This is a genomic window from Gordonia sp. Z-3, assembly GCF_036233855.1.
GTDB classification, from domain to species: domain Bacteria; phylum Actinomycetota; class Actinomycetes; order Mycobacteriales; family Mycobacteriaceae; genus Gordonia; species Gordonia tangerina.
Genome location: NZ_JAZARS010000005.1, coordinates 1 through 19,191, shown reverse-complemented (window position 1 = coordinate 19,191; position 19,191 = coordinate 1). Strand labels below are relative to the sequence as shown.

The window sequence follows — 19,191 nt, the reverse complement described above, 5'->3', positions numbered from 1 at the left end:
TTACGTTGTGAGTAAAACGTGATCGAATGTGTGTTTTGGTGAGTGGGTGAAGTTGGCTGAGTGGGCGCGGTCGCAGGGGGTGCATCCGCAGACTGCGTATCGGTGGTTTCGGGAGGACCGGATGCCGGTGCCTGCTCGTCGTCTGGAGTCGGGCACGATCTGGGTCGACGTTGCTGAGGTCGGTGGTGGCGGCCGGGTGGTGTATGCGCGGGTGTCCTCGCATGATCAGCGCGCGGACTTGGATCGTCAGGTTGCCCGGCTCACCGAGTGGGCGACTGCGAATGGCCACGAGGTCGGTGAGGTGGTGTGTGAGGTCGGGTCCGGGTTGAACGGGAAGCGCCCCAAGATTCGGCGGGTGTTGTCGGACCCGTCTGCCAGTGTGGTGGTTGTGGAGCATCGTGATCGTCTGGCGCGGTTCGGGGTGGAGTATCTCGAAGCGGCGTTGTCGGCGCAGGGGCGTCGGATCGTGGTGACTGATCAGGGTGAGACCGACGATGATCTGGTCCGCGACGTGATCGAGGTGTTGACGTCGATGTGCGCGGGTTTGTATGGCCGTCGTGGTGCACGCAATCGGGCGCTGCGCGCTGTCACCGCTACCACACATGCCGAGACGACCGGGCTGGGCTGATGGCCCGGTTCGAGGTGCCCGCGGGTTGGACAGTCCAGGCGTACCGGTTCGCGCTCGATCCCACGCCTGCGCAGGTGCGGGCGTTCCGGTCTCATGCCGGGGGTGCACGATTTGCCCACAATGTGATGCTGGCGGTGGTGAAGGCGGTGATCGATCAACGGGCCGCCGAACGCTCGTACGGGATCGTCGAGGCCGAGTTGACGCCGCTACTGAATTGGTCGTTGGCTGGATTGCGTAAGCAGTGGAATGCGCGCAAGGACGAGGTCGCCCCGTGGTGGGGTGACAACTCGAAAGAGGCCTACAGTTCCGGACTCGACGCCTTGGCTCGGGGCTTGGACGCGTGGGGCAAGTCGCGTGCAGGCAAACGTGCGGGGAAACCGGTCGGGTTCCCGCGGTTCAAGTCCGCACGGGCACGTAGGTCGGTGCGGTTCACGACCGGCACTATCCGGGTCGAGACCGACCGCCACCACATCACTCTGCCCAGGATCGGGCGGATCAAGACGCACGAGTCGACCCGAAAGTTGGCTCGCCGCATCGATAACGGAACAGCCCGGGTTCTCTCGGCGACTCTGTCCGAAGACGCGTCAGGCCGCTGGCATGTGGCATTTCAGGTCGTCGTGCAGCGAGCAGTCGCGGTACCCGGCCATGTCGGTGCCCAGGCGCCGGTGGTGGGTGTTGATGTCGGGGTGAAGGCTGACAGTCTGCTGGTTGTGGCTACCCCGGACGGGCGTGAAGTGGCGCGGGTCGCGGCACCGAAATCGTTGACCGCCGCCCAGCATCGGCTACGGGCGCTGCAGCGGCGCGCCGCCCGCCAGCGTGGCCGCTATGATTCGGCCACCCAGACTCGGCAGCAGCCGTCGAACCGGTGGCGCGTCACGCAGCAGCGGATCGGGCGTACCCACGCCCGCGCCGCAGCGGTACGCCGCGACGTCCTCCACAAGGCCACCACCACACTCGCTGCGCACCATCAGGTGATCGTGGTGGAAACATTGAACGCGGCCGGGATGGGCTCGGCCGGGGGTTCGCGCAAACGTGGCCTGAATCGGGCGTTGGCTGATGCGTCGCTTGCCGAAATCCGGCGGCTGCTCGGCTACAAAACACGGTGGTACGGTTCGGTTCTCGTCGAGGCCGACCGTTGGTATCCGTCATCGAAAACATGCTCGGCCTGCCTGACAGTGAAAACCAAACTGTCGCTGGCGGATCGGGTGTTCGTGTGTGACAACTGCGGCGTGCGGATCGATCGTGATCGCAACGCCGCGATCAACCTCGCCCGACTCGGCGACACCCACACCCTGGGTGAACAGAGTCCCACCGAGAGTGGCTCGGTGGCAGGACGTGGAGCCAGCCAGGAGACCGACCCCGCGCAAGCGGGCGACGCAGGAGGCGATGAAACGTCAACCCCGCACAACACCACCAGTGTTGGTCAGACGGGGACCGCCTCACCGCAAGGCGAGGCTGCCTGATGACACCGCAGACACAGCAGCAATGCTCACGTTTGCTCACCAGAAGGCAACGGTTGGGTGCGCTGGCCAACATCGTCGCCGACATCGCCTACACCGATCCGGCCGGGGCGTGGTCGTTCACCGCCGCCGGGCTGAACTCGTTCGTACTCCAGATGTTCGGCCTTCTCCTGGGATTCGGCTTCGCGGCGCTGATCCTGAACACGCCGGGCGCGATCGTCGCCTACTTCGCACTGCCGACCGCGTTGATGCTGTTCACCGAGCTCGTGCCGTGGTTCGGCGACAACGTGGGCCAGTGGCTCGACCCCGGGTCGACCAACGCACCGTTCCAGTCAGGTGACTGGGCCACCGGCGGCGAGTGGGCGCGGCTGGTCGTGTCCGCCATGGTGTGGATCATCATCCCGTTGACGCTGGGAGTGATCCGCGTCCTGCGCTCGGAAGTGAAGTGAGCCGGTCACGTGAGCCGGCCCGGAAGAGCCGTGGTCCGCACCTCAGGTGCGGGCCGCGGCCCACTCGATCACCCGGTCTGCCGGCCAGGTGGTGACGATGCGTTCGGCCTCGATCCCCAGCTGTACCGCACGATGCGCCCCCAGCGCGGTGAAATCGAGTTGACCAGGTGCATGGGCATCGGAGTCGATCGCGAACAGGCAGCCCATGTCTCGCGCGAGTTCGATGAGATCATCGGGTGGATCGACGCGTTCGGGACGTGAGTTGATCTCGACGGCCGTACCGTGCTCGGCGCACGCTGCGAACACCTCTCGCGCGTCGAATGTCGACGGTGGTCGGGCACCCCGGCCGGTCCCGACCCGCCGGCCCGTGCAATGGCCGAGCACATTGCAGCGCGGATCGCTCACCGCGGTCACCAGGCGACGCGTCATCGGTGCCGCGTCCATGCGCAGCTTGGAGTGCACCGATGCCGTGACGATGTCGAGTCGGTCGAGCATCTCGGTGGTCTGATCGAGTGTGCCGTCGTCGAGGATGTCGACCTCGATACCGGCCAGCAGGCGCAGCTCGCTGTCGGACTGGTCGTTGTATGCGTCGATCTCATCGAGTTGGGCACGCAACCGTGCCACGCTGAGTCCGTTGGCGACCGTCAGCCGCGGCGAATGGTCGGTGATCGCCAGCCACTCCAACCCCAGGGTTGCGGCTGCGGAAGCCATCTCGGTCAACGGTGCGCCGCCGTCGCTCCAATCGGTGTGGGTATGCAGGTCGCCGCGCAATCGCGCGTAGAGCGCATGCCCGCCGTCGGCCAACGACGCCGGCGCCGCGTCCTGCAGCCGCCGCAGATACTCGGGTAACCCACCGGCCACCGCCTCGGCAATCACCGCCGCCGTCCGCGTACCGATCCCACCGATGTCGGTGAGGGTTCCTGCCGCCGCACGGCGCTGCAGTTCGTCTCGCCCGACCTCGTGTGCCGCGCGCGCCGCGCGGCGGAATGCCTCCACCCGATAGGTACTCTGCCGGTCCCGTTCGAGCAGCCAGGCGATTCGGCGCAGTGCGGTCACCGGCTCCACCGGGGCGTCGAGTGGCGGCAGACCTCTCACCGTTGGTCGCCGCCGGCATCATCGGCGGGCGCGTGGGCCTGGCCGTGCCGCCGATGCAGGCGTTCGCGAACGTCGTCGGCACTGTAGGCGTTGCGCTGTCGTTGATCCCGGGCCACCACCACTCCACCGGCCGCCACTCCGACCGCACCGGCGAGTCCCAACCACTTCCACGCGTTGCGCATGGCTCGAGGATAGTTGCTGCCCTAGGCTGCTCTCGTGCGCACAGGCGAGGAACTCGGCGGCACCGGCATCGAACTCGAACGGGCTCTGGATGTGACCCGCACCGGCGATATCTGGCTGTTCCGCGGCCGATCCGGGCCGGATCGGGCCATCCGGACCCTCACCAATGCGCCGGTCAATCATGTGGCGATGACCGTCGCGATCGACGATCTGCCCCCGTTGCTGTGGCATGCCGAGCTCGGCGACCGGCTGACCGATGTGTGGACCGGCCGTCACCATCGCGGAGTCCAGCTGCACGATGCGCATGACGCCGTCCGGCAGTGGATGGATCGCTACGACCAGGATTGTTGGCTGCGCCAGCTCAGCCCGGACATCACCCGCGCACAGGAGGACAGCCTGCTCACCACGATCGCCCGCCTGGACGGGACACCCTTCCCGGCGACGGCGCGGCTGGCCGGCCGATGGTTTCGGGGCCGAATGCCCAACAGCGTCGACGTGGTCCGCGGCATCCCGTACCTCGACCGCCGGGCACGTGAGCGCCGGGCACGACGACACGCGCACGACACCGGGCTCGAGTCGGCGTATTGCGCCGAGGTGGTCGCGATCACCTACACCGACATGGGCCTGCTCGACGCCGACAAGGATTCCCGGTGGTTCGATCCGGGCCGATTCTGGAGCGGCGATCAGCTACCGATGACAGCCGGGTTCGCGCTCGGCGAGGAAATCGCGGTGGCGAAGTAGATCTGTGGGCCGAACGGGCCGACCGACGCAGGCCGTCGCCGCATCAGAGTGCGGCCTCGACCTCCGCGCGGCCGAGTTCCGGGTCGCTGCCGGGTACGTACGTCGACTCCGTGTGCGCCACGGTGACCCCGTCGGCAACCCGTGCCCGCGCCGCGGTGTACTCGGGCAGGTCACCCATGGTCGCCTGCAGACCGTTCAGTGCACTCCACACGACGCTGCGCCGCGCGCGGCGCTCGATGGGGTTGGGCGGTCGGTGCAGCACCAATTGCGCCGCCCACTGCGGCATGGTGTCACGGATCGCCCAGTCCACCGCGGCCTGTGCTTGATTGGTCAGATTCACGCCGGTGGCGACGGCATTTCCATGGGTGAGCGCCAGCCTCGGTAGGTACTCCTCCAGACAGGCGAGCGTGTCGGCCTTCGTGGTGGGCAGGTCGACGCCACCCAAGGCATGCCCGACGCGGACGAACTCGCCGTAATAGCGGTCGAGTTCGGCGCCCCGCAACGGCCGCGGATGATAGATCTCGTGCGCGGTGGCGATTCCCCACACCACGGTGGCGTAGTTCCACCGCAGCCAGTCCGGATCGTCGGCGTCGTAGGCCAGACCGTCGGGGCGGGTTCCCTTGATCGTGTGGTGCATCGCCCGCACCGTCCGGGCGAGACGTTGCGCCGTCTCGGTCGACCCGTAGGCGGTGCCGATGAAGAACGCGACCGAATGACCGAGCCGCACTGCCGCTCCGGCGGGATCGATCCGTCCGGTGGGTTCGCCGTCATCGGTCTTCTGCACGAGGCGCGAATGATGCACTCCCATCCAGAAGATGCTCGGATCGAGGCGCTCGAGATAGGAGGCGCACTGCAAACCGAAGATCAGCGCCGGCGTGTGCTGGTGGACGTACCAGGTGGCACTGTCGGGTCCGAACCACCCCGGATCGCCGTGCGGTTCGTCGAACTGCATGCCGCGAAAGAACTTCGCGCGGACCATCTCGTCGAAGCGGCCGTTGAGCCACAGCCCCATCAGCTGATGTGGCAGCGGGAAGGGCGCCAGATTGGTTAACGACAGCCCTTTCGGGATGGATAGGGCATTCGGGATGGATAGGGCATTCGGGATCGAGGGGGCGGTGAGCGTCGGCGACATCGCGCGTCCTTCCGGTAGTCGGCGGTGGACCGTTGCGCTCCACCCTACTTTCTGGTGACAGACGTGACCAGACTTCATTGGGATCAGGATCGGGCGCGACGTAGGCTGATGCGATGTCGACACCAACCCGTTGGGCAGGAGTGCCGCTGACCGACCGCCGGATCGAGCGCCGTGCGTTGTTGATCGACGCGGCCTTCGAGGTGTTCGGCGCCGAGGGCGCCGCCGGACTGTCGGTGCGCTCGGTCTGTCGCGCGTGCGGCCTCAACACCCGCTACTTCTACGAGAGTTTCTCCGACACCGACGAACTACTGGGCGCGGCCTACGACATGATCGCCGGACGGCTCGCCACCCGCGTGGAAGAGGCTATGTCGGCGACTGACACATCGGTACGATCACGCACGGCCGCCGGGATCCGGGCTGTCCTCGGGTTCGGTTCCGACGACCCCCGATGCGGCCGGATCCTGTTCACCGAGGGGCGCGCCCACCCGGTCCTGTCCGCACGGCGCACGGCCACCCAGGACCTGCTCACCGAACTGGTTGTCGCCGAGACGGCGTCGTCGCGCTCGGCGCGCGATCCTCTCAGCCTGCACACCGGTGCCACCATGTTCACCGGGGCGATGGCCGAACTCGCCCAGCAATGGCTGGCGGGCAACCTCGGCGAGGATCTCGACGCCGTCGTGGAGCGGGCGGTGGCATTCGTTCTTCGGTGAGGTCACCCGGCCCGCGCCACACAGCAGCCGAGAATCTCCGATTTACCTGAGATTTCGGCCAGCGAATTGCCAGCGAATCCGCAGCCCGATTCTTGAGATCCTCTCATCCTGGGCAGGCATCGTGGGCTCGTGAACCAAACTCCTCCCGCCGATTCGGGTGACGGACACCGCGAGCACGGCGCTGCCGACTCCGCCCCCGACACCGAACACCTCACCGAACCGGTGACCACTCCCTTTGCCGCACAACAGCAGCCGTATCCGCCCGGCCAAAACCACCAACCGTGGGCGCACGGCCCGATGACGAGTCCGTACCCGACGAGCCACGGCGCACCGTCACATGTGGCGGGCCACCACTCAGTCGGCACACCGGATCGTCCCCGCGCCGGCGTCACCAAGCCGATCGTCGTGACCGCACTGCTCGCCGGCCTGCTCGGTGGCGTAGTGGGCGTCGGAGGCAGCGCGCTGCTGAACAACGACGACTCCGGATCGGTGCCGGTGCTCAGTTCTGCGCCGGACACCGCGAACAACGCCGCCGACGTCAAGCCCGGTTCGGTCACCTACGCCGCCCAGATCGCCTCGAAGTCGACTGCCGACATCAAGGTGGCCGGCGCGCAGGGCTCGGCCGTCGGCAGCGGCATCGTGTTGTCCCCCGACGGCTATGTGCTGACCAACAACCACGTGGTCGCCATGGCCGGCAACGGGAGCACGATCCAGGTCACCACCAGCGACGGGAAGACCTACGGGGCCGAGGTGACCGGCACTTCGCCCTCCTACGATCTCGCGGTCATCAAACTCGACGGCGCATCCGGGCTCACACCGGCTGCGCTCGGTGACTCCGACGGGCTGCAGGTCGGCGAGCAGGTCGTCGCAGTCGGCAGTCCGGAGAACCTCTCCAACACGGTCACCTCGGGAATCGTCAGCGCGTTGTCGCGCACGGTGACCGCCGCCGACGAAAGTGGTTCGGGTGTGACCGTGTACAACGGCCTGCAGACCGACACACCGATCAACCCCGGCAATTCCGGTGGGCCACTGGTGAATCTGAAGGGCCAGGTCGTCGGCGTGAACTCAGCGGTCGACACCGGGCAGGCGGCCAGCGGCGGCGTGCAGGCCTACGGCCTCGGTTTCGCAATCCCGGTCAACACCGCCAAGCGGATCGGCAACGAACTGCTCCAGGACGGCCAGGCGACCAAACCCGTACTCGGCGTGTCCGGTTCACTCACCGCGACCGACAGCGCGGCCGAGGGCGCGCAGATCTCGTCGGTGCAGTCCGGTGGTGCGGCCGATCAAGCGGGCATCAAGCAGGGTGACGTCATCACCAAGATAGGCGACACGCCCATCAGCAACTACGCCGACCTGATGGCGCAGATCCTGACTCACACCCCCGGCGAGACCGTCTCGGTCACCGTGGGTTCCGGCAGTGACGCGCGGACCGTGCAGGTGAAGCTCGGCAGCGCGGTGGACAAGCAGGAGACCACCATTCCCGAGTCCGGCGGACAGTCGAATCAGCCTCGGATTCCGTTCGGCGGCGGCGGGTTCGGCGGACTCGTGCCCTGATACCCCGGGGAACGGGGCGGCTCCGTCGGTCGGTGACCGGCGGAGCCGTTTACGCTCACCGGAAAGCCTGTATCCGCAGCTCCCGCTACGACCCGAACGTCACCCCACGGTGATGGCGTCGAGCCGTTCACGGATGAAGTCGCCGGAGACCACCGGCGGTAGTCCGCGACGCCTGCCCAGTGGCGGCGAGATGGGCGTGACCACCGCATCGTGGTTCAGTTCGTAGAAGAAGATCAGCGACACGAGATCCTCGTCGGGCGCGTCGGGATGCGGCGGCAGCACACGATGGCGTCCGGCGGGCCAGCGCCCACCGGACCAGTATTCGAGCAGGTCGCCGATGTTGATGGTGAGCGCCTCGGGATCGAAGGGGGCGTCGGCCCATCCGCCCTCGTCGCTGTACACCTGCAACCCACCGGCGCCGGGTTCGCGATCCAACACGGTCACGGTGCCGAAGTCGGTGTGCGGGCCGATCCGGAACTGCCCCGGCTCCGGCGGTCCCACCACCCTCGCCGCCGGATAGTGGTTGATGTTCGACGTCCACGTGGCATTGCCGGCGAGCCCGTGAAACGGATTGGCGCCCGGACCGAAACCGAGAGCTGCCGCCATCAGGGCGAGCAGGTCGTCGCAGAGTTGCTTGACCTGGCCGGTCCAGTCGGTGAACAAGCCGCGCAGATCCGGCGTCTCGGCCGGCCAGACGTCGGGGGCGAACCAGTAGTCGTCGACCCCGGGTATGCCGACCGGCGTCTGGGCGCCGCAGTTGTAGGTCTCCTTGAGATCCGGCGGTGTGTCGGTGCCCTCGGCGTAGCCGTTGGCCTCCATCCCGGGGCCGATCCAGCCACGCCCGCCCACCGTCACGGCGTACTGTCCCTTGACCTCGGCAGACATGGCGAAGAAGCTGCGAGCGGCCGCCCGCAGCGAAGTGGGCAGAGCGGGATCGATGCCGTGCCCGCGTACCAGCAGAAAGCCCGCCTGCTGCAGCGATTCGTCGACGGCGGCGCACACCCGGTCGGCCGCGGCACCGCCGGCCCGCCAATCATCGAGATCGACGGTGAGGATGGGACCGTCACTCATGCCCGGCCTCCTGCCGACTTCACGATCGGGGTGTCGGCCACGCCGATGTCCTCGTTCCACACCGCGGGGTGGGCGGCGATGAAATCGGTCATCATCGCCACACACCTGCTGTCGTCGACGATGGTCACCGCGACGCCGAGATCCGCCAGCCAGTCCTGTCCACCACTGAACGTCCGGTTCTCGCCGATGATCACGGCGCCGATCCCGAACTGACGGATCAAACCGCTGCAGTACCAGCAGGGCGCGAGCGTGGTCACCATCACCGTCGACGAGTAGTCACGTTGTCGCCCCGCCGCCCGAAAGGCGTCGGTCTCGCCGTGCACGGACGGGTCGTCGTGCTGGATCCGTCGATTGCGCCCCTCGCCAAGCAGTGTTCCGTCCGCCCGGAACAGAGCGGCACCGATCGGGATGCCCCCTTCGGCCAAGCCCAGTTGTGCTTGCCGGAAGGCGGTGTCGAGCAGAGCCATCGGATCCAGATCGGCAAACGGGTCGGTGCGGATGTCCATGCTCCGAGCCTGCCGCCGGTTCGGCTCGCAGACAACCGACACTTCGTCATCCTGCACTGCCGCGGCTACGGGCATATCGTCATTCGGTGGTGGCTGCCTCTCCGGTGTCGTTGTGTCTGCGAGATGTTCTCGAGCATCATCTCGACGGCGCCGATCCGCATGTTCTGACCGCACACGATCGCCTCGATCGGCCGGTGGGCTGGGTGCATTCCAGTGAGATCTTCGAGATCGGTCCGCTGCTCTCCGGTGGCGAATTGCTGCTCACCACCGGCCTGGGCCTCGCCGGTCTCGACGCCGGCACCCGCAGACACTACGTCCGTGATCTCGCGGAGCGCGGTGTGGCCGGTCTCGCCTTCGAGATCGGGCGTACCTTCGACGCGATCCCCGACGAGATGATCCGCGAGGGCTCGGCGTGCCGCCTGCCGATCATCGAACTCCGTCGAGTGCAGCCATTCATCGAGGTGTGCCGACGAGCGAACACGGCGATCGTCTCGGCGGAGGTCGACGACCTGCGGTTGCGCACCCGACTCGACGCAGCCCTGCACGCCGAGTTGACCTCATCCGGCGGGGTGGCCGGGATGCTCGGACACCTCGCCGACGCGATCGGCTCCCCCATCGTGTTGATCGGATCGCAGGGGGCACTGCTCGCTGCCCATGGTGTCGACGACGATCGGGCGGCCTGGCGGATCGTCGATGGCGCCCCGGCGTCGGTCACGATCACCGTGCGGGGCCGGGAGATCGGCCGATTGGTGGCCGGTGGCAGCCACCGATCCGGCAGTCGGGCTGAGGCGCTGCTCGACCTGGCCGCCGGCCCGCTCGCCGCGGCGCTCACACGAGCCGGCACTCGCGGTTCGGCCGTTGGGGCCCGGTTGGTCGAGGAAATCGTCGACGGCCGCCCCATCCGTCGCGCGGACCTGCTGGCTCGTCTGGTCAGTTCCGGTGTGGGTGTTCGGGATTCATCTCTGGTGGTGCCGGTGGCCGCCGAAGCACCCGATCCGCGGATGGCCGAGTCCGCGCTCGCGCGGACTGGTGGCGCGCTGGGTGGCCTGGTGCAGGCGACGGTCGATGCGACGGTGTACGGCCTCATCGTGGTGCCTTCGGCGCCGGACCCGGTGGGCCAGACGGCGCGGGCACTCGAAAAGGCCGGCAGTGCCGCGACACGCTCCACGTTCGTCGTCGGGGAAGCCACCGGCTTCGACGACTCCGCCCCCGGTGCAGGTCTGTCGAACGCGCTGACCGTCTCGCTTCGCCGGTGCGGTGAACGGATCGCCCTGGCGGACACGCTGCGTCGCGACGCTCCCGCCCGACGCGTGTTCACCGGCCGGGAACTACTCGCCGATGCCGCCGCCCATACGATCGGCGCGGAGGTCCGCGCCGAACTCACCGCCCTGCTGGCACCACTGGTGACCCACGACCGACACCACGGCGGGCCACTGGTGACCACCCTGGACACCCATCTGCGCCATGGGTGCAGCGCAACCAGATCCGCGCAGATCTTGCACATCGGGCGGCAGAGTATGTACCAGCGCCTGGACCGCATCCGCGCGGTGTTGGGTTTTGACCCCACCGAACCCGACGTCGCCGCCTCGATGCTGCTGGCGATCGGGGTGCACCGCGCCGACCGGTGACAGCGCCCGAACGATTCGTCTGTTCAGCGGTACATCTGCTGCGATCGGGCGACGCGATCACGGGCGAGGATCAGATAGCCGACGAAGGCCACCACGAATCCGACGAACGCCCCGATGTCACCGAGTTCGGGTACCGCCCGGACCACGAACCCGACGAACTTCTCCTGATTGCAGAACAACAACAGCGACCCGGCCAGGGCGATCACGAACGCCGCCACACCACCACGGTTTCGGTAACCCGTGTCGTAGAGCAGCGTCAGCGGCGGTGGGTCGCGACGCAGCAGGCGATCGGCGAAGACCACGCCGAGCCACGGACCGATCCAGTAGGCGACCAGCAACAGGAACGCCTCATAGGATGCGGCGGCGTCGGCCAGCGCCCACCATGCGACGGCGAAGCCGACCACGCCGAAGAAAACGGTGACCAACGCCCGCTGCAGGCCCACCGGAAGCGTGAATCCCATCGTCACGAATGCCATGGCGCCCGAGTACACGTTGATGGCATTGGCCGCCACCGCACCGACCGCGATCGCGAGCAGGGTCACATCGGCGATCGCCGACGGCAGGTTCGCGGTGAACGCTTCGGTCGGGTTCTCTGACACCGGATCGCCGATGGTGACCGAGGCGGCGCCCACCACCATCAGGAAGGTGCACGACGCGAACAGTCCGGCCGAGGCGAACAGGCCGGTCTGCACCTTCGACACGGTCGGCGGCAGGTACCGCGTGTAGTCGGCGGCATACGGTGTCCAGCCGGCGGTGTAGCCGAAGGCGGCACCGACGGTGAGCAGGAAGCCACCCAGGGAGAAACCGCCGTCGGCCGCGGGTGCCGCGACATCGGACTTGCTGAAGATGATCACCGCGCCGATCACGAAGACGATCGCCAACACCGGCGCCGCGAGCCGTTCGAAACGCTGCACGAGGTTGTGCCCGAAGAACGCGAAAGCTGTTTGCAGCACCACGATCACGACCAGAGCAGTCAGCGGTGTGAGCCCGAACAGCGTGGACAGTGCGAAGGCGCCGCTGACGCTGTTGGTCGCGAACCAGCCGACACCACACATCACGGCCATGAAGGTGGCCGGCAGGATATTGCCGCGGTAACCGAAGGCCAGTCGCCCCAAAACCATCTGGGGTACGCCGTGCAACGGCCCCTCGGCCGACAGCAGGAAGTGCGCGATGGCGCCGAGCAGGTTGCCCAGCGCCATCGCGGCAACCGCCTGCCAGAACGACAGTCCGAAGTAGAGAACCGAGATGATGCCGACGAAGATCGTCGCGAACTCGAGGTTGGGCGCGGTCCACGTCCAGAACAGTCCGCGGGGCCTGCCGTGTCGGGCCGCCAACGGGATCGGTTCGTTTCCGCCGGGCTCGACGGCCAGGACCTTGTCGCGATAGCCGACGTGCAGGGCGGTGGCGTCCGGGTCGGGATGCTCGGTGGGTGCGCCGATGATCATGGCGTAACTCTGCTGCCCGCGACGTCGCCGATTCAACTGACGAACTGTCGACTGCAGCGGCGGTCGCGAAGGACAGATCGCACATCTGCGTGGCCGGCCGCGACGTCACCACCGATAGTCGAGAAACTTCCCGTCGAACGTCACCACGACGCGGTCGCCGTCGGGGTCGGCACGGCGTGCCACGTCGACCTTGAAGTTGATCGCGCTCATGATCCCGTCGCCGAACTCCTCGTGGATGAGTTCCTTGAGCGCCGGGCCATACACGGCCAACGCCTCGTGGAAACGGTAGATCGTCGGGTCCGTGGCGACCGCGTCGTCGGCGATCCGCGTCGGCTGACGGGTGAGACTCTCGGCGACTCCTTCGCCGAGTCCGAGGACCTCGACCACGACAGCTGCTTTCTCCGCCGGCACCGGGTGCTGTCCGAGCAAGGCGGCGACGGTCCACACCAGCGGCGCGTCGATGCGCTCGGCGATCTCGGACCACTTCAGTCCCTGCCGGATTCGGGCGGCGACGATCAGTTCGGCGGCGTCGGACTTGGGCATGATCGGGGCGGTCATCTACTCACTCCTCGGTTCGGGGTTCACTGTCTTGTCCACCTTGCGGGGTACCGGCGGCATCCGCCACACGACGCCCCGGCGACCGGCCACCGGCCAACCACCCGGTGGGTACGCTGACTGTCGTGACCAGTCCACCAGGGCCGCAGAAGATGCCGATGCAGAATGTCGCGAACCGCATTGTCCGAGGCCTGCTGGCCACGCCGGGACTGCATCGCGTGGTGAGTGGCCGGTTGATCACCCTGTATCTGGTGGGCCGTAAGTCCGGCCGGCGATACACCCTGCCGGTCGCCTATTCCCGCGTCGATTCGTCATTGCTGATCGGCACCCCGTTCGCCTGGAGCCGAAACCTGCGCAGTGGCGGTCGAGTCGAGCTGCGGCTGCAAGGCAGCCGACGGACCGCCGACGTCGAGGCCTTCACCGAGGAGGCAGACGTGGTCGCCCACTACGCCACGCTGTGCCGCGACAATCCGCAGTTCGCGAAGTTCAACGAGATCGAGCTCGATGTGCACGGCAACCCCAGCGAGACCGATCTACACACAGCATGGCGGGCGGGAGCCCGCTCGTTCCGCCTCACGCCCCACTGACCGATCGGTGCAGATGGACGAGCAACGGAGCCAACGCAGCGACCTCACCCATCGGCCCGATCTCCGACACCGGGCTGCCGCCCTGACCGCACTCATCGGACTGGTCGTGTTCGGGGTGGCATCACTTGCTTTCGTGATCCACAGCGCACCGGCCCTTGTCGCCACCGTCGGCGGTCTCGGACTGGCCGTCGGTGGCGCCTGGTGGGTGGTGACCGAGCGCGACCGGCGGCGGCTGTGGGGTATGGCGGCGATCGTCGCGGGGTTCGTCGTCATGACCTGGGCGATGGCGCATGCGCTCATTGCCGCCGACGCGATGATCCTGCGCCTTCTGGCCGCGGTCGGGGTCCTCGGTGTGGCGGTGGCGAGTGCACGCTTCGCACTGGCCGCCGACCTGCACGCGCTTGACCGTCGTCAGCAATCCCATCGGCCGCAACGGCCAGTCCTCATCTGCAATCCCCGATCCGGCGACGGCAAGGTCGAGAGGTTCGGGCTACGTTCGGCCGCAGCGGAACTCGGTGTCGAAACTGTTGAACTCGAGCCCGGCGACGATCTGGAACAGCTTGCCCACGACGCGGTGGCCGCCGGCGCCGACTGCCTTGGCATGGCCGGCGGTGACGGTTCGCAGGCGATCGTCGCGGCCGTCGCCGTCGAACACGATCTGCCATTCGTCTGTATCAGCGCCGGCACCCGAAATCATTTCGCACTGGACCTGGGACTGGACCGCGACGACCCGCGCCACACCCTGCGCGCGTTCACAGACGCGGTGGAACGACGGGTCGACTACGGCACGGTCAACGGCCGCCTGTTCGTCAACAACGTGTCCCTCGGGGTGTATGCGACCATCGTCGCCGAGGAGTCCTATCGCGCCGACAAGGCCCAGACCGCTGCGGCGATGCTGCCCGATCTGTTGGGCCCCACCGCCCGTCCGTTCGATCTGCAGTTCACTGCCCCGTCCGGACGCGACGTCGACGGTGCTTTCGTGATCCTGGTGTCCAACAATCCCTACGTCGCATCCACGTCGCTGGACGCCACGACCCGCCGCCGGATGGACACCGGCGCCCTCGGGGTGATCGCGGTGTCCACGTCCACGGCGGCCGAGGCCGCCCGACTGATGACCCGATCGGCTCTGGGCCTCCGCAAGACCAGCCCGTTCTGGCACGAATTCACCGCCGGATCGGTCGAGATCCGGTCGCGCAGCGGTCATGCGGCCGCGGGTATCGACGGCGAGGCCGTCGACCTCACGACCCCGATGACGATTCGATCGCATCCGCGCGGCCTGCGCCTACTGGTACCGGCCGACAACGAGGTCATCGCCGCACGTCGGCAGGCACGCGACGTGAACGTCCGAGCGTTGGTGGACATGGCGGCGGGACGCGTCCCTCGACTCTGACCGCCACCCCGCCTGCGCAGGTCATGGGCGCTCCCGCAGATCACCGATGTGCCGATGTCCGATTCGGGTACGCTGACGGCGTGGATCTACTACGCAACGTCGTTGTCCTGGTGCACATCGTCGGCTTCGCGATCACCTTCGGTGCCTGGGTCGCCGAGGCGGCGGCGCAACGGTTCCGGTTCACCCGGCCGATGGAGTACGGCCTGCTGCTGTCACTGCTGACCGGTCTGGCACTGGCCGCGCCCTGGCCGGAAGGAATCGACCTCAACTACACCAAGATCGGCGTCAAACTGGTCCTCCTGCTCGCGCTGGGCGCCGTACTCGGCATCGGCAGCGCCCGGCAACGTCGAACCGGACAGCCGGTGCCGCGCGCGCTGTTCGTCGCGGCCGGTCTGTTGTCGGTGTCGGCGGCCGGCGTCGCCGTCATCTGGTAGGCCACGACCCCGGACTCAGCCGGTCACGGCGCCCATCCGCGCACCGGTCGGCACCGAACTCCCGGTGACACCCCGGCCGGAACCGCCGCGGCGGGCGTGTGACGAGGAGGGTCATGACTGTCGCAACCGCCATCGCCGACGTCGTCGAACGGCACGTCAACGGTCCGTTGCCGGTGCATCTCACCGCGTGGGACGGCAGTTCGGCCGGGCCCTGCGACGCTCCGCGTGTGGTGGTCTACCGACCGGAGGCCCTGCGCCGACTGCTCTGGCATCCCGGCGAACTCGGCGTGGCGCAGGCGTATGTGACCGGCGAGATCGACGTCCGCGACGACCTCGACGAGACCTTGACGCATTTGTGGACGGTGGCCCACGAGCGCGGGCTCAGCTCTGTGCGACTCAGTCCGCGGTCGATGCTCGACGTCATACGACTCGCACGCTCCCTGGGGATTGCTGGCCTGCCACCGGCAAACCCGAAATCGCAGGCGTCGATCCGCGGACGGCGACATTCGCCCACGCGAGACCGCGCCGCCATCAGCCATCACTACGATCTGTCCAACGAGTTCTACGCCCTCATCCTCGACGAGCACATGGCGTACTCGAGCGCCTACTGGACATCGAACGAACCCGGCTACGGTCTGGCCGACGCCCAGACCGACAAACTCGACCGGGTCTGCCGCAAGGTCAGACTCGACACACGCCCCGGGATGCGCCTGCTGGACGTCGGTTGCGGCTGGGGATCGCTCAGTCTGCACGCCGCCGAACGGTTCGGTGCGCACGTCGTCGGCGTCACGATCTCGCGCGAGCAAAAGGCCTTCATCGACGCTCGGGTGGCCGCGCGTGGACTGGGCGACCTCGTCGATATCCGGGTCCAGGACTACCGCGCCATCCCCGACCGCGGATTCGATGCGGTCGCCTCGATCGAGATGGGCGAGCACGTGGGTCAACGCAACTACCCTGTCTATGCACAGACCCTGTCCGACAAGGTTGTTCCCGGCGGGCTCGTCTGTATCCAACAGATGTCGCGGCCTGCGGGCAATCACCCGGGCGGCGGCCCGTTCATCGAGGCGTTCATCGCCCCGGACATGTACATGCGCCCGATCGGCCGTACCGTCGATATCCTCGAGGCGGCCGGCCTCGAGATCCGCGACGTCGAGGCGATGCGCGAACACTACGTCCGGACCGTCGACGCCTGGTACGAGACCTTCGAGAAGAACTGGGCACTCCTCGTCGACCTCGTCGGCGAGGAGATGGCGCGTGTGTGGCGGCTGTACCTGGTCGGCGGACGGATGGCATTCCGTGACGGCCGGATGGGGGTCGACCAGATCACTGCGCAGCGACCCGCCTGACGTCCTGGACGCGGACCGCGCTCCCCCATCGGGATGTGGCGCGTTCTCGCACCTGGACAGCGATGGGGTGAACACCGCACCGCACGGGAAGCGCCCCAAGATTCGGCGGGTGTTGTCGGACCCGTCTGTCAGTGTGGTGGTTGTGGAGCATCGTGATCGTCTGGCGCGGTTCGGGGTGGAGTATCTCGAAGCGGCGTTGTCGGCGCAGGGGCGTCGGATCGTGGTGACTGATCAGGGTGAGACCGACGATGATCTGGTCCGCGACGTGATCGAGGTGTTGACGTCGATGTGCGCGGGTTTGTATGGCCGTCGTGGTGCACGCAATCGGGCGCTGCGCGCTGTCACCGCTACCACACATGCCGAGACGACCGGGCTGGGCTGATGGCCCGGTTCGAGGTGCCCGCGGGTTGGACAGTCCAGGCGTACCGGTTCGCGCTCGATCCCACGCCTGCGCAGGTGCGGGCGTTCCGGTCTCATGCCGGGGGTGCACGATTTGCCCACAATGTGATGCTGGCGGTGGTGAAGGCGGTGATCGATCAACGGGCCGCCGAACGCTCGTACGGGATCGTCGAGGCCGAGTTGACGCCGCTACTGAATTGGTCGTTGGCTGGATTGCGTAAGCAGTGGAATGCGCGCAAGGACGAGGTCGCCCCGTGGTGGGGTGACAACTCGAAAGAGGCCTACAGTTCCGGACTCGACGCCTTGGCTCGGGGCTTGGACGCGTGGGGCAAGTCGCGTGCAGGCAAACGTGCGGGGAAACCGGTCGGGTTCCCGCGGTTCAAGTCCGCACGGGCACGTAGGTCGGTGCGGTTCACGACCGGCACTATCCGGGTCGAGACCGACCGCCACCACATCACTCTGCCCAGGATCGGGCGGATCAAGACGCACGAGTCGACCCGAAAGTTGGCTCGCCGCATCGATAACGGAACAGCCCGGGTTCTCTCGGCGACTCTGTCCGAAGACGCGTCAGGCCGCTGGCATGTGGCATTTCAGGTCGTCGTGCAGCGAGCAGTCGCGGTACCCGGCCATGTCGGTGCCCAGGCGCCGGTGGTGGGTGTTGATGTCGGGGTGAAGGCTGACAGTCTGCTGGTTGTGGCTACCCCGGACGGGCGTGAAGTGGCGCGGGTCGCGGCACCGAAATCGTTGACCGCCGCCCAGCATCGGCTACGGGCGCTGCAGCGGCGCGCCGCCCGCCAGCGTGGCCGCTATGATTCGGCCACCCAGACTCGGCAGCAGCCGTCGAACCGGTGGCGCGTCACGCAGCAGCGGATCGGGCGTACCCACGCCCGCGCCGCAGCGGTACGCCGCGACGTCCTCCACAAGGCCACCACCACACTCGCTGCGCACCATCAGGTGATCGTGGTGGAAACATTGAACGCGGCCGGGATGGGCTCGGCCGGGGGTTCGCGCAAACGTGGCCTGAATCGGGCGTTGGCTGATGCGTCGCTTGCCGAAATCCGGCGGCTGCTCGGCTACAAAACACGGTGGTACGGTTCGGTTCTCGTCGAGGCCGACCGTTGGTATCCGTCATCGAAAACATGCTCGGCCTGCCTGACAGTGAAAACCAAACTGTCGCTGGCGGATCGGGTGTTCGTGTGTGACAACTGCGGCGTGCGGATCGATCGTGATCGCAACGCCGCGATCAACCTCGCCCGACTCGGCGACACCCACACCCTGGGTGAACAGAGTCCCACCGAGAGTGGCTCGGTGGCAGGACGTGGAGCCAGCCAGGAGACCGACCCCGCGCAAGCGGGCGACGCAGGAGGCGATGAAACGTCAACCCCGCACAACACCACCAGTGTTGGTCAGACGGGGACCGCCTCACCGCAAGGCGAGGCTGCCTGATGACACCGCAGACACAGCAGCAATGCTCACGTTTGCTCACCAGAAGGCAACGGTTGATGTCCGATGTGGCGGCGACTGTGGCTGCCTAGCGTCAGAGTCGACCGGTCCGAGCCGGTCGGCCAAGCCGACACCGATGTCGGCCGACGCAGGAGGACGCCATGAACATCGAACAGATCGACACCGTCATCGTCGGCGCGGGCCAGGCCGGCCTGGCCACGGCGTATCATCTCCGCAAACACGAACAACCCTGCGTGGTGATCGACGCCAACCACCGAATCGGCGACAACTGGCGCCGCCAATGGGACAGCCTTCGCCTGTACTCCCCCGCCCGATACGACGGCCTGCCCGGCATGCCGTTTGTCATTTGCCACCGTGAAGGGACCACCCTGGGCTGATTGTTTGCCATGGGGATGGGACCACCTGGATTGCCAGTTA

At 67.4% G+C, this 19,191-nt stretch carries 18 protein-coding genes and 3 pseudogenes; 14 read left to right on the top strand and 7 right to left on the bottom strand.

The window, feature by feature from the left end:
* Positions 1 to 46: 46 nt before the first annotated feature.
* The 3 genes and pseudogenes from VX037_RS06795 to VX037_RS06785 form a co-directional block, all read left to right on the top strand.
* Positions 47 to 628 carry an IS607 family transposase gene (locus VX037_RS06795; RefSeq protein WP_328713718.1) on the top strand — a complete coding sequence of 194 codons (582 nt, stop codon included), beginning with the start codon at positions 47 to 49 and terminating at the stop codon, positions 626 to 628.
* On the top strand, positions 628 to 2,091 hold the full coding sequence (gene tnpB, locus VX037_RS06790; protein ID WP_328713706.1) for an IS607 family element RNA-guided endonuclease TnpB: 1,464 nt from the start codon (positions 628 to 630) through the stop codon (positions 2,089 to 2,091). The genes VX037_RS06795 and tnpB (VX037_RS06790) overlap by 1 nt, the downstream gene beginning before the upstream one ends.
* A gap of 53 nt (positions 2,092 to 2,144) precedes the next feature.
* Positions 2,145 to 2,537, top strand: a pseudogene (locus VX037_RS06785) (ABC transporter permease); the annotation flags it as partial.
* A gap of 42 nt (positions 2,538 to 2,579) precedes the next feature.
* Here VX037_RS06785 and VX037_RS06780 read toward each other — a convergent pair.
* Both VX037_RS06780 and VX037_RS06775 read right to left on the bottom strand, forming a co-directional pair.
* Positions 2,580 to 3,632: a PHP domain-containing protein gene (locus tag VX037_RS06780; RefSeq protein WP_287016797.1), complete on the bottom strand. Its 1,053-nt coding sequence runs from the start codon at positions 3,630 to 3,632 to the stop codon at positions 2,580 to 2,582.
* Positions 3,629 to 3,814, bottom strand: a complete 186-nt coding sequence (locus VX037_RS06775; RefSeq protein ID WP_235726275.1) for a hypothetical protein — start codon at positions 3,812 to 3,814, stop codon at positions 3,629 to 3,631. Before VX037_RS06775 ends, VX037_RS06780 begins: the two co-directional genes overlap by 4 nt.
* Positions 3,815 to 3,848: 34 nt before the next feature.
* Here VX037_RS06775 and VX037_RS06770 point away from each other — a divergent pair, with 34 nt between their 5' ends.
* Positions 3,849 to 4,553: a guanylate cyclase gene (locus tag VX037_RS06770; RefSeq protein ID WP_235726276.1), complete on the top strand. Its 705-nt coding sequence runs from the start codon at positions 3,849 to 3,851 to the stop codon at positions 4,551 to 4,553.
* 43 nt (positions 4,554 to 4,596) lie between these two features.
* On the opposite strand, the gene VX037_RS06765 is transcribed toward VX037_RS06770, so the two are convergent.
* Complete coding sequence (locus VX037_RS06765; protein ID WP_328713829.1) at positions 4,597 to 5,565, bottom strand: oxygenase MpaB family protein; 969 nt, start codon at positions 5,563 to 5,565, stop codon at positions 4,597 to 4,599.
* A gap of 233 nt (positions 5,566 to 5,798) precedes the next feature.
* Between VX037_RS06765 and VX037_RS06760 the strand changes: the two genes are divergently transcribed.
* Together VX037_RS06760 and VX037_RS06755 are read left to right on the top strand one after the other, a co-directional pair.
* Positions 5,799 to 6,395 (top strand): TetR/AcrR family transcriptional regulator, encoded by a 597-nt coding sequence (locus VX037_RS06760; RefSeq protein WP_235726277.1) that lies wholly within the window; start codon positions 5,799 to 5,801, stop codon positions 6,393 to 6,395.
* A 129-nt stretch (positions 6,396 to 6,524) separates the two neighbouring features.
* The gene (locus VX037_RS06755) at positions 6,525 to 7,949 is read left to right on the top strand and encodes a S1C family serine protease (protein ID WP_442903646.1); all 1,425 of its coding nucleotides are present in this window, start codon (positions 6,525 to 6,527) and stop codon (positions 7,947 to 7,949) included.
* Between the two features lie 99 nt (positions 7,950 to 8,048).
* Here the strand turns inward: VX037_RS06755 and VX037_RS06750 are convergent, their stop codons facing one another.
* Positions 8,049 to 9,020: an isopenicillin N synthase family dioxygenase gene (locus tag VX037_RS06750; RefSeq protein WP_328713716.1), complete on the bottom strand. Its 972-nt coding sequence runs from the start codon at positions 9,018 to 9,020 to the stop codon at positions 8,049 to 8,051.
* Entirely contained in the window at positions 9,017 to 9,526 is a 510-nt protein-coding gene (locus VX037_RS06745; protein ID WP_235726279.1) for a nucleoside deaminase, read from the bottom strand. Before VX037_RS06745 ends, VX037_RS06750 begins: the two co-directional genes overlap by 4 nt.
* An 89-nt stretch (positions 9,527 to 9,615) precedes the next feature.
* On the opposite strand from VX037_RS06745, the gene VX037_RS06740 reads away from it, so the two are divergent.
* Positions 9,616 to 11,154 (top strand): PucR family transcriptional regulator, encoded by a 1,539-nt coding sequence (locus VX037_RS06740; protein WP_328713714.1) that lies wholly within the window; start codon positions 9,616 to 9,618, stop codon positions 11,152 to 11,154.
* A 23-nt stretch (positions 11,155 to 11,177) separates the two neighbouring features.
* On the opposite strand, the gene VX037_RS06735 is transcribed toward VX037_RS06740, so the two are convergent.
* The gene (locus VX037_RS06735; protein ID WP_328713713.1) at positions 11,178 to 12,599 is read right to left on the bottom strand and encodes a purine-cytosine permease family protein; all 1,422 of its coding nucleotides are present in this window, start codon (positions 12,597 to 12,599) and stop codon (positions 11,178 to 11,180) included.
* Between the two features lie 105 nt (positions 12,600 to 12,704).
* A complete protein-coding gene (cynS, locus tag VX037_RS06730; protein WP_235726281.1) occupies positions 12,705 to 13,157 on the bottom strand; it encodes a cyanase in 453 nt (150 codons plus the stop codon).
* 122 nt (positions 13,158 to 13,279) lie between these two features.
* Between cynS and VX037_RS06725 the strand changes: the two genes are divergently transcribed.
* From VX037_RS06725 to VX037_RS06695, 7 genes and pseudogenes are all read left to right on the top strand, one after another.
* Entirely contained in the window at positions 13,280 to 13,741 is a 462-nt protein-coding gene (locus VX037_RS06725) for a hypothetical protein (protein WP_328713712.1), read from the top strand.
* A gap of 13 nt (positions 13,742 to 13,754) precedes the next feature.
* Positions 13,755 to 15,131, top strand: coding sequence for a diacylglycerol/lipid kinase family protein (locus VX037_RS06720; RefSeq protein ID WP_328713711.1), 1,377 nt, complete (start codon positions 13,755 to 13,757; stop codon positions 15,129 to 15,131).
* Between the two features lie 80 nt (positions 15,132 to 15,211).
* A complete protein-coding gene (locus VX037_RS06715; RefSeq protein WP_328713709.1) occupies positions 15,212 to 15,565 on the top strand; it encodes a Fe-S protein in 354 nt (117 codons plus the stop codon).
* Between the two features lie 113 nt (positions 15,566 to 15,678).
* Positions 15,679 to 16,911, top strand: a complete 1,233-nt coding sequence (locus tag VX037_RS06710; protein WP_328713708.1) for a cyclopropane-fatty-acyl-phospholipid synthase family protein — start codon at positions 15,679 to 15,681, stop codon at positions 16,909 to 16,911.
* An 82-nt stretch (positions 16,912 to 16,993) separates the two neighbouring features.
* A pseudogene (locus VX037_RS06705) lies at positions 16,994 to 17,293 on the top strand (recombinase family protein); the annotation flags it as partial.
* On the top strand, positions 17,293 to 18,756 hold the full coding sequence (gene tnpB, locus VX037_RS06700; RefSeq protein ID WP_328713706.1) for an IS607 family element RNA-guided endonuclease TnpB: 1,464 nt from the start codon (positions 17,293 to 17,295) through the stop codon (positions 18,754 to 18,756). The pseudogene VX037_RS06705 and the gene tnpB (VX037_RS06700), both read left to right, overlap by 1 nt.
* 158 nt (positions 18,757 to 18,914) lie before the next feature.
* A pseudogene (locus VX037_RS06695) lies at positions 18,915 to 19,106 on the top strand (FAD-dependent oxidoreductase); the annotation flags it as partial.
* Positions 19,107 to 19,191: the final 85 nt, after the last annotated feature.

Coding starts and splice junctions, on each gene's coding strand:
- tnpB (WP_328713706.1), top strand. CDS start 628: ATGGCCCGGTTCGAGGTGCCCGCGGGTTGGACAGTCCAGGCGTACCGG.
- VX037_RS06775 (WP_235726275.1), bottom strand. CDS start 3,814: ATGCGCAACGCGTGGAAGTGGTTGGGACTCGCCGGTGCGGTCGGAGTG.
- VX037_RS06765 (WP_328713829.1), bottom strand. CDS start 5,565: ATGGGGCTGTGGCTCAACGGCCGCTTCGACGAGATGGTCCGCGCGAAG.
- VX037_RS06760 (WP_235726277.1), top strand. CDS start 5,799: ATGTCGACACCAACCCGTTGGGCAGGAGTGCCGCTGACCGACCGCCGG.
- VX037_RS06750 (WP_328713716.1), bottom strand. CDS start 9,020: ATGAGTGACGGTCCCATCCTCACCGTCGATCTCGATGATTGGCGGGCC.
- VX037_RS06745 (WP_235726279.1), bottom strand. CDS start 9,526: ATGGACATCCGCACCGACCCGTTTGCCGATCTGGATCCGATGGCTCTG.
- VX037_RS06735 (WP_328713713.1), bottom strand. CDS start 12,599: ATGATCATCGGCGCACCCACCGAGCATCCCGACCCGGACGCCACCGCC.
- cynS (WP_235726281.1), bottom strand. CDS start 13,157: ATGACCGCCCCGATCATGCCCAAGTCCGACGCCGCCGAACTGATCGTC.
- VX037_RS06720 (WP_328713711.1), top strand. CDS start 13,755: ATGGACGAGCAACGGAGCCAACGCAGCGACCTCACCCATCGGCCCGAT.
- VX037_RS06710 (WP_328713708.1), top strand. CDS start 15,679: ATGACTGTCGCAACCGCCATCGCCGACGTCGTCGAACGGCACGTCAAC.
- tnpB (WP_328713706.1), top strand. CDS start 17,293: ATGGCCCGGTTCGAGGTGCCCGCGGGTTGGACAGTCCAGGCGTACCGG.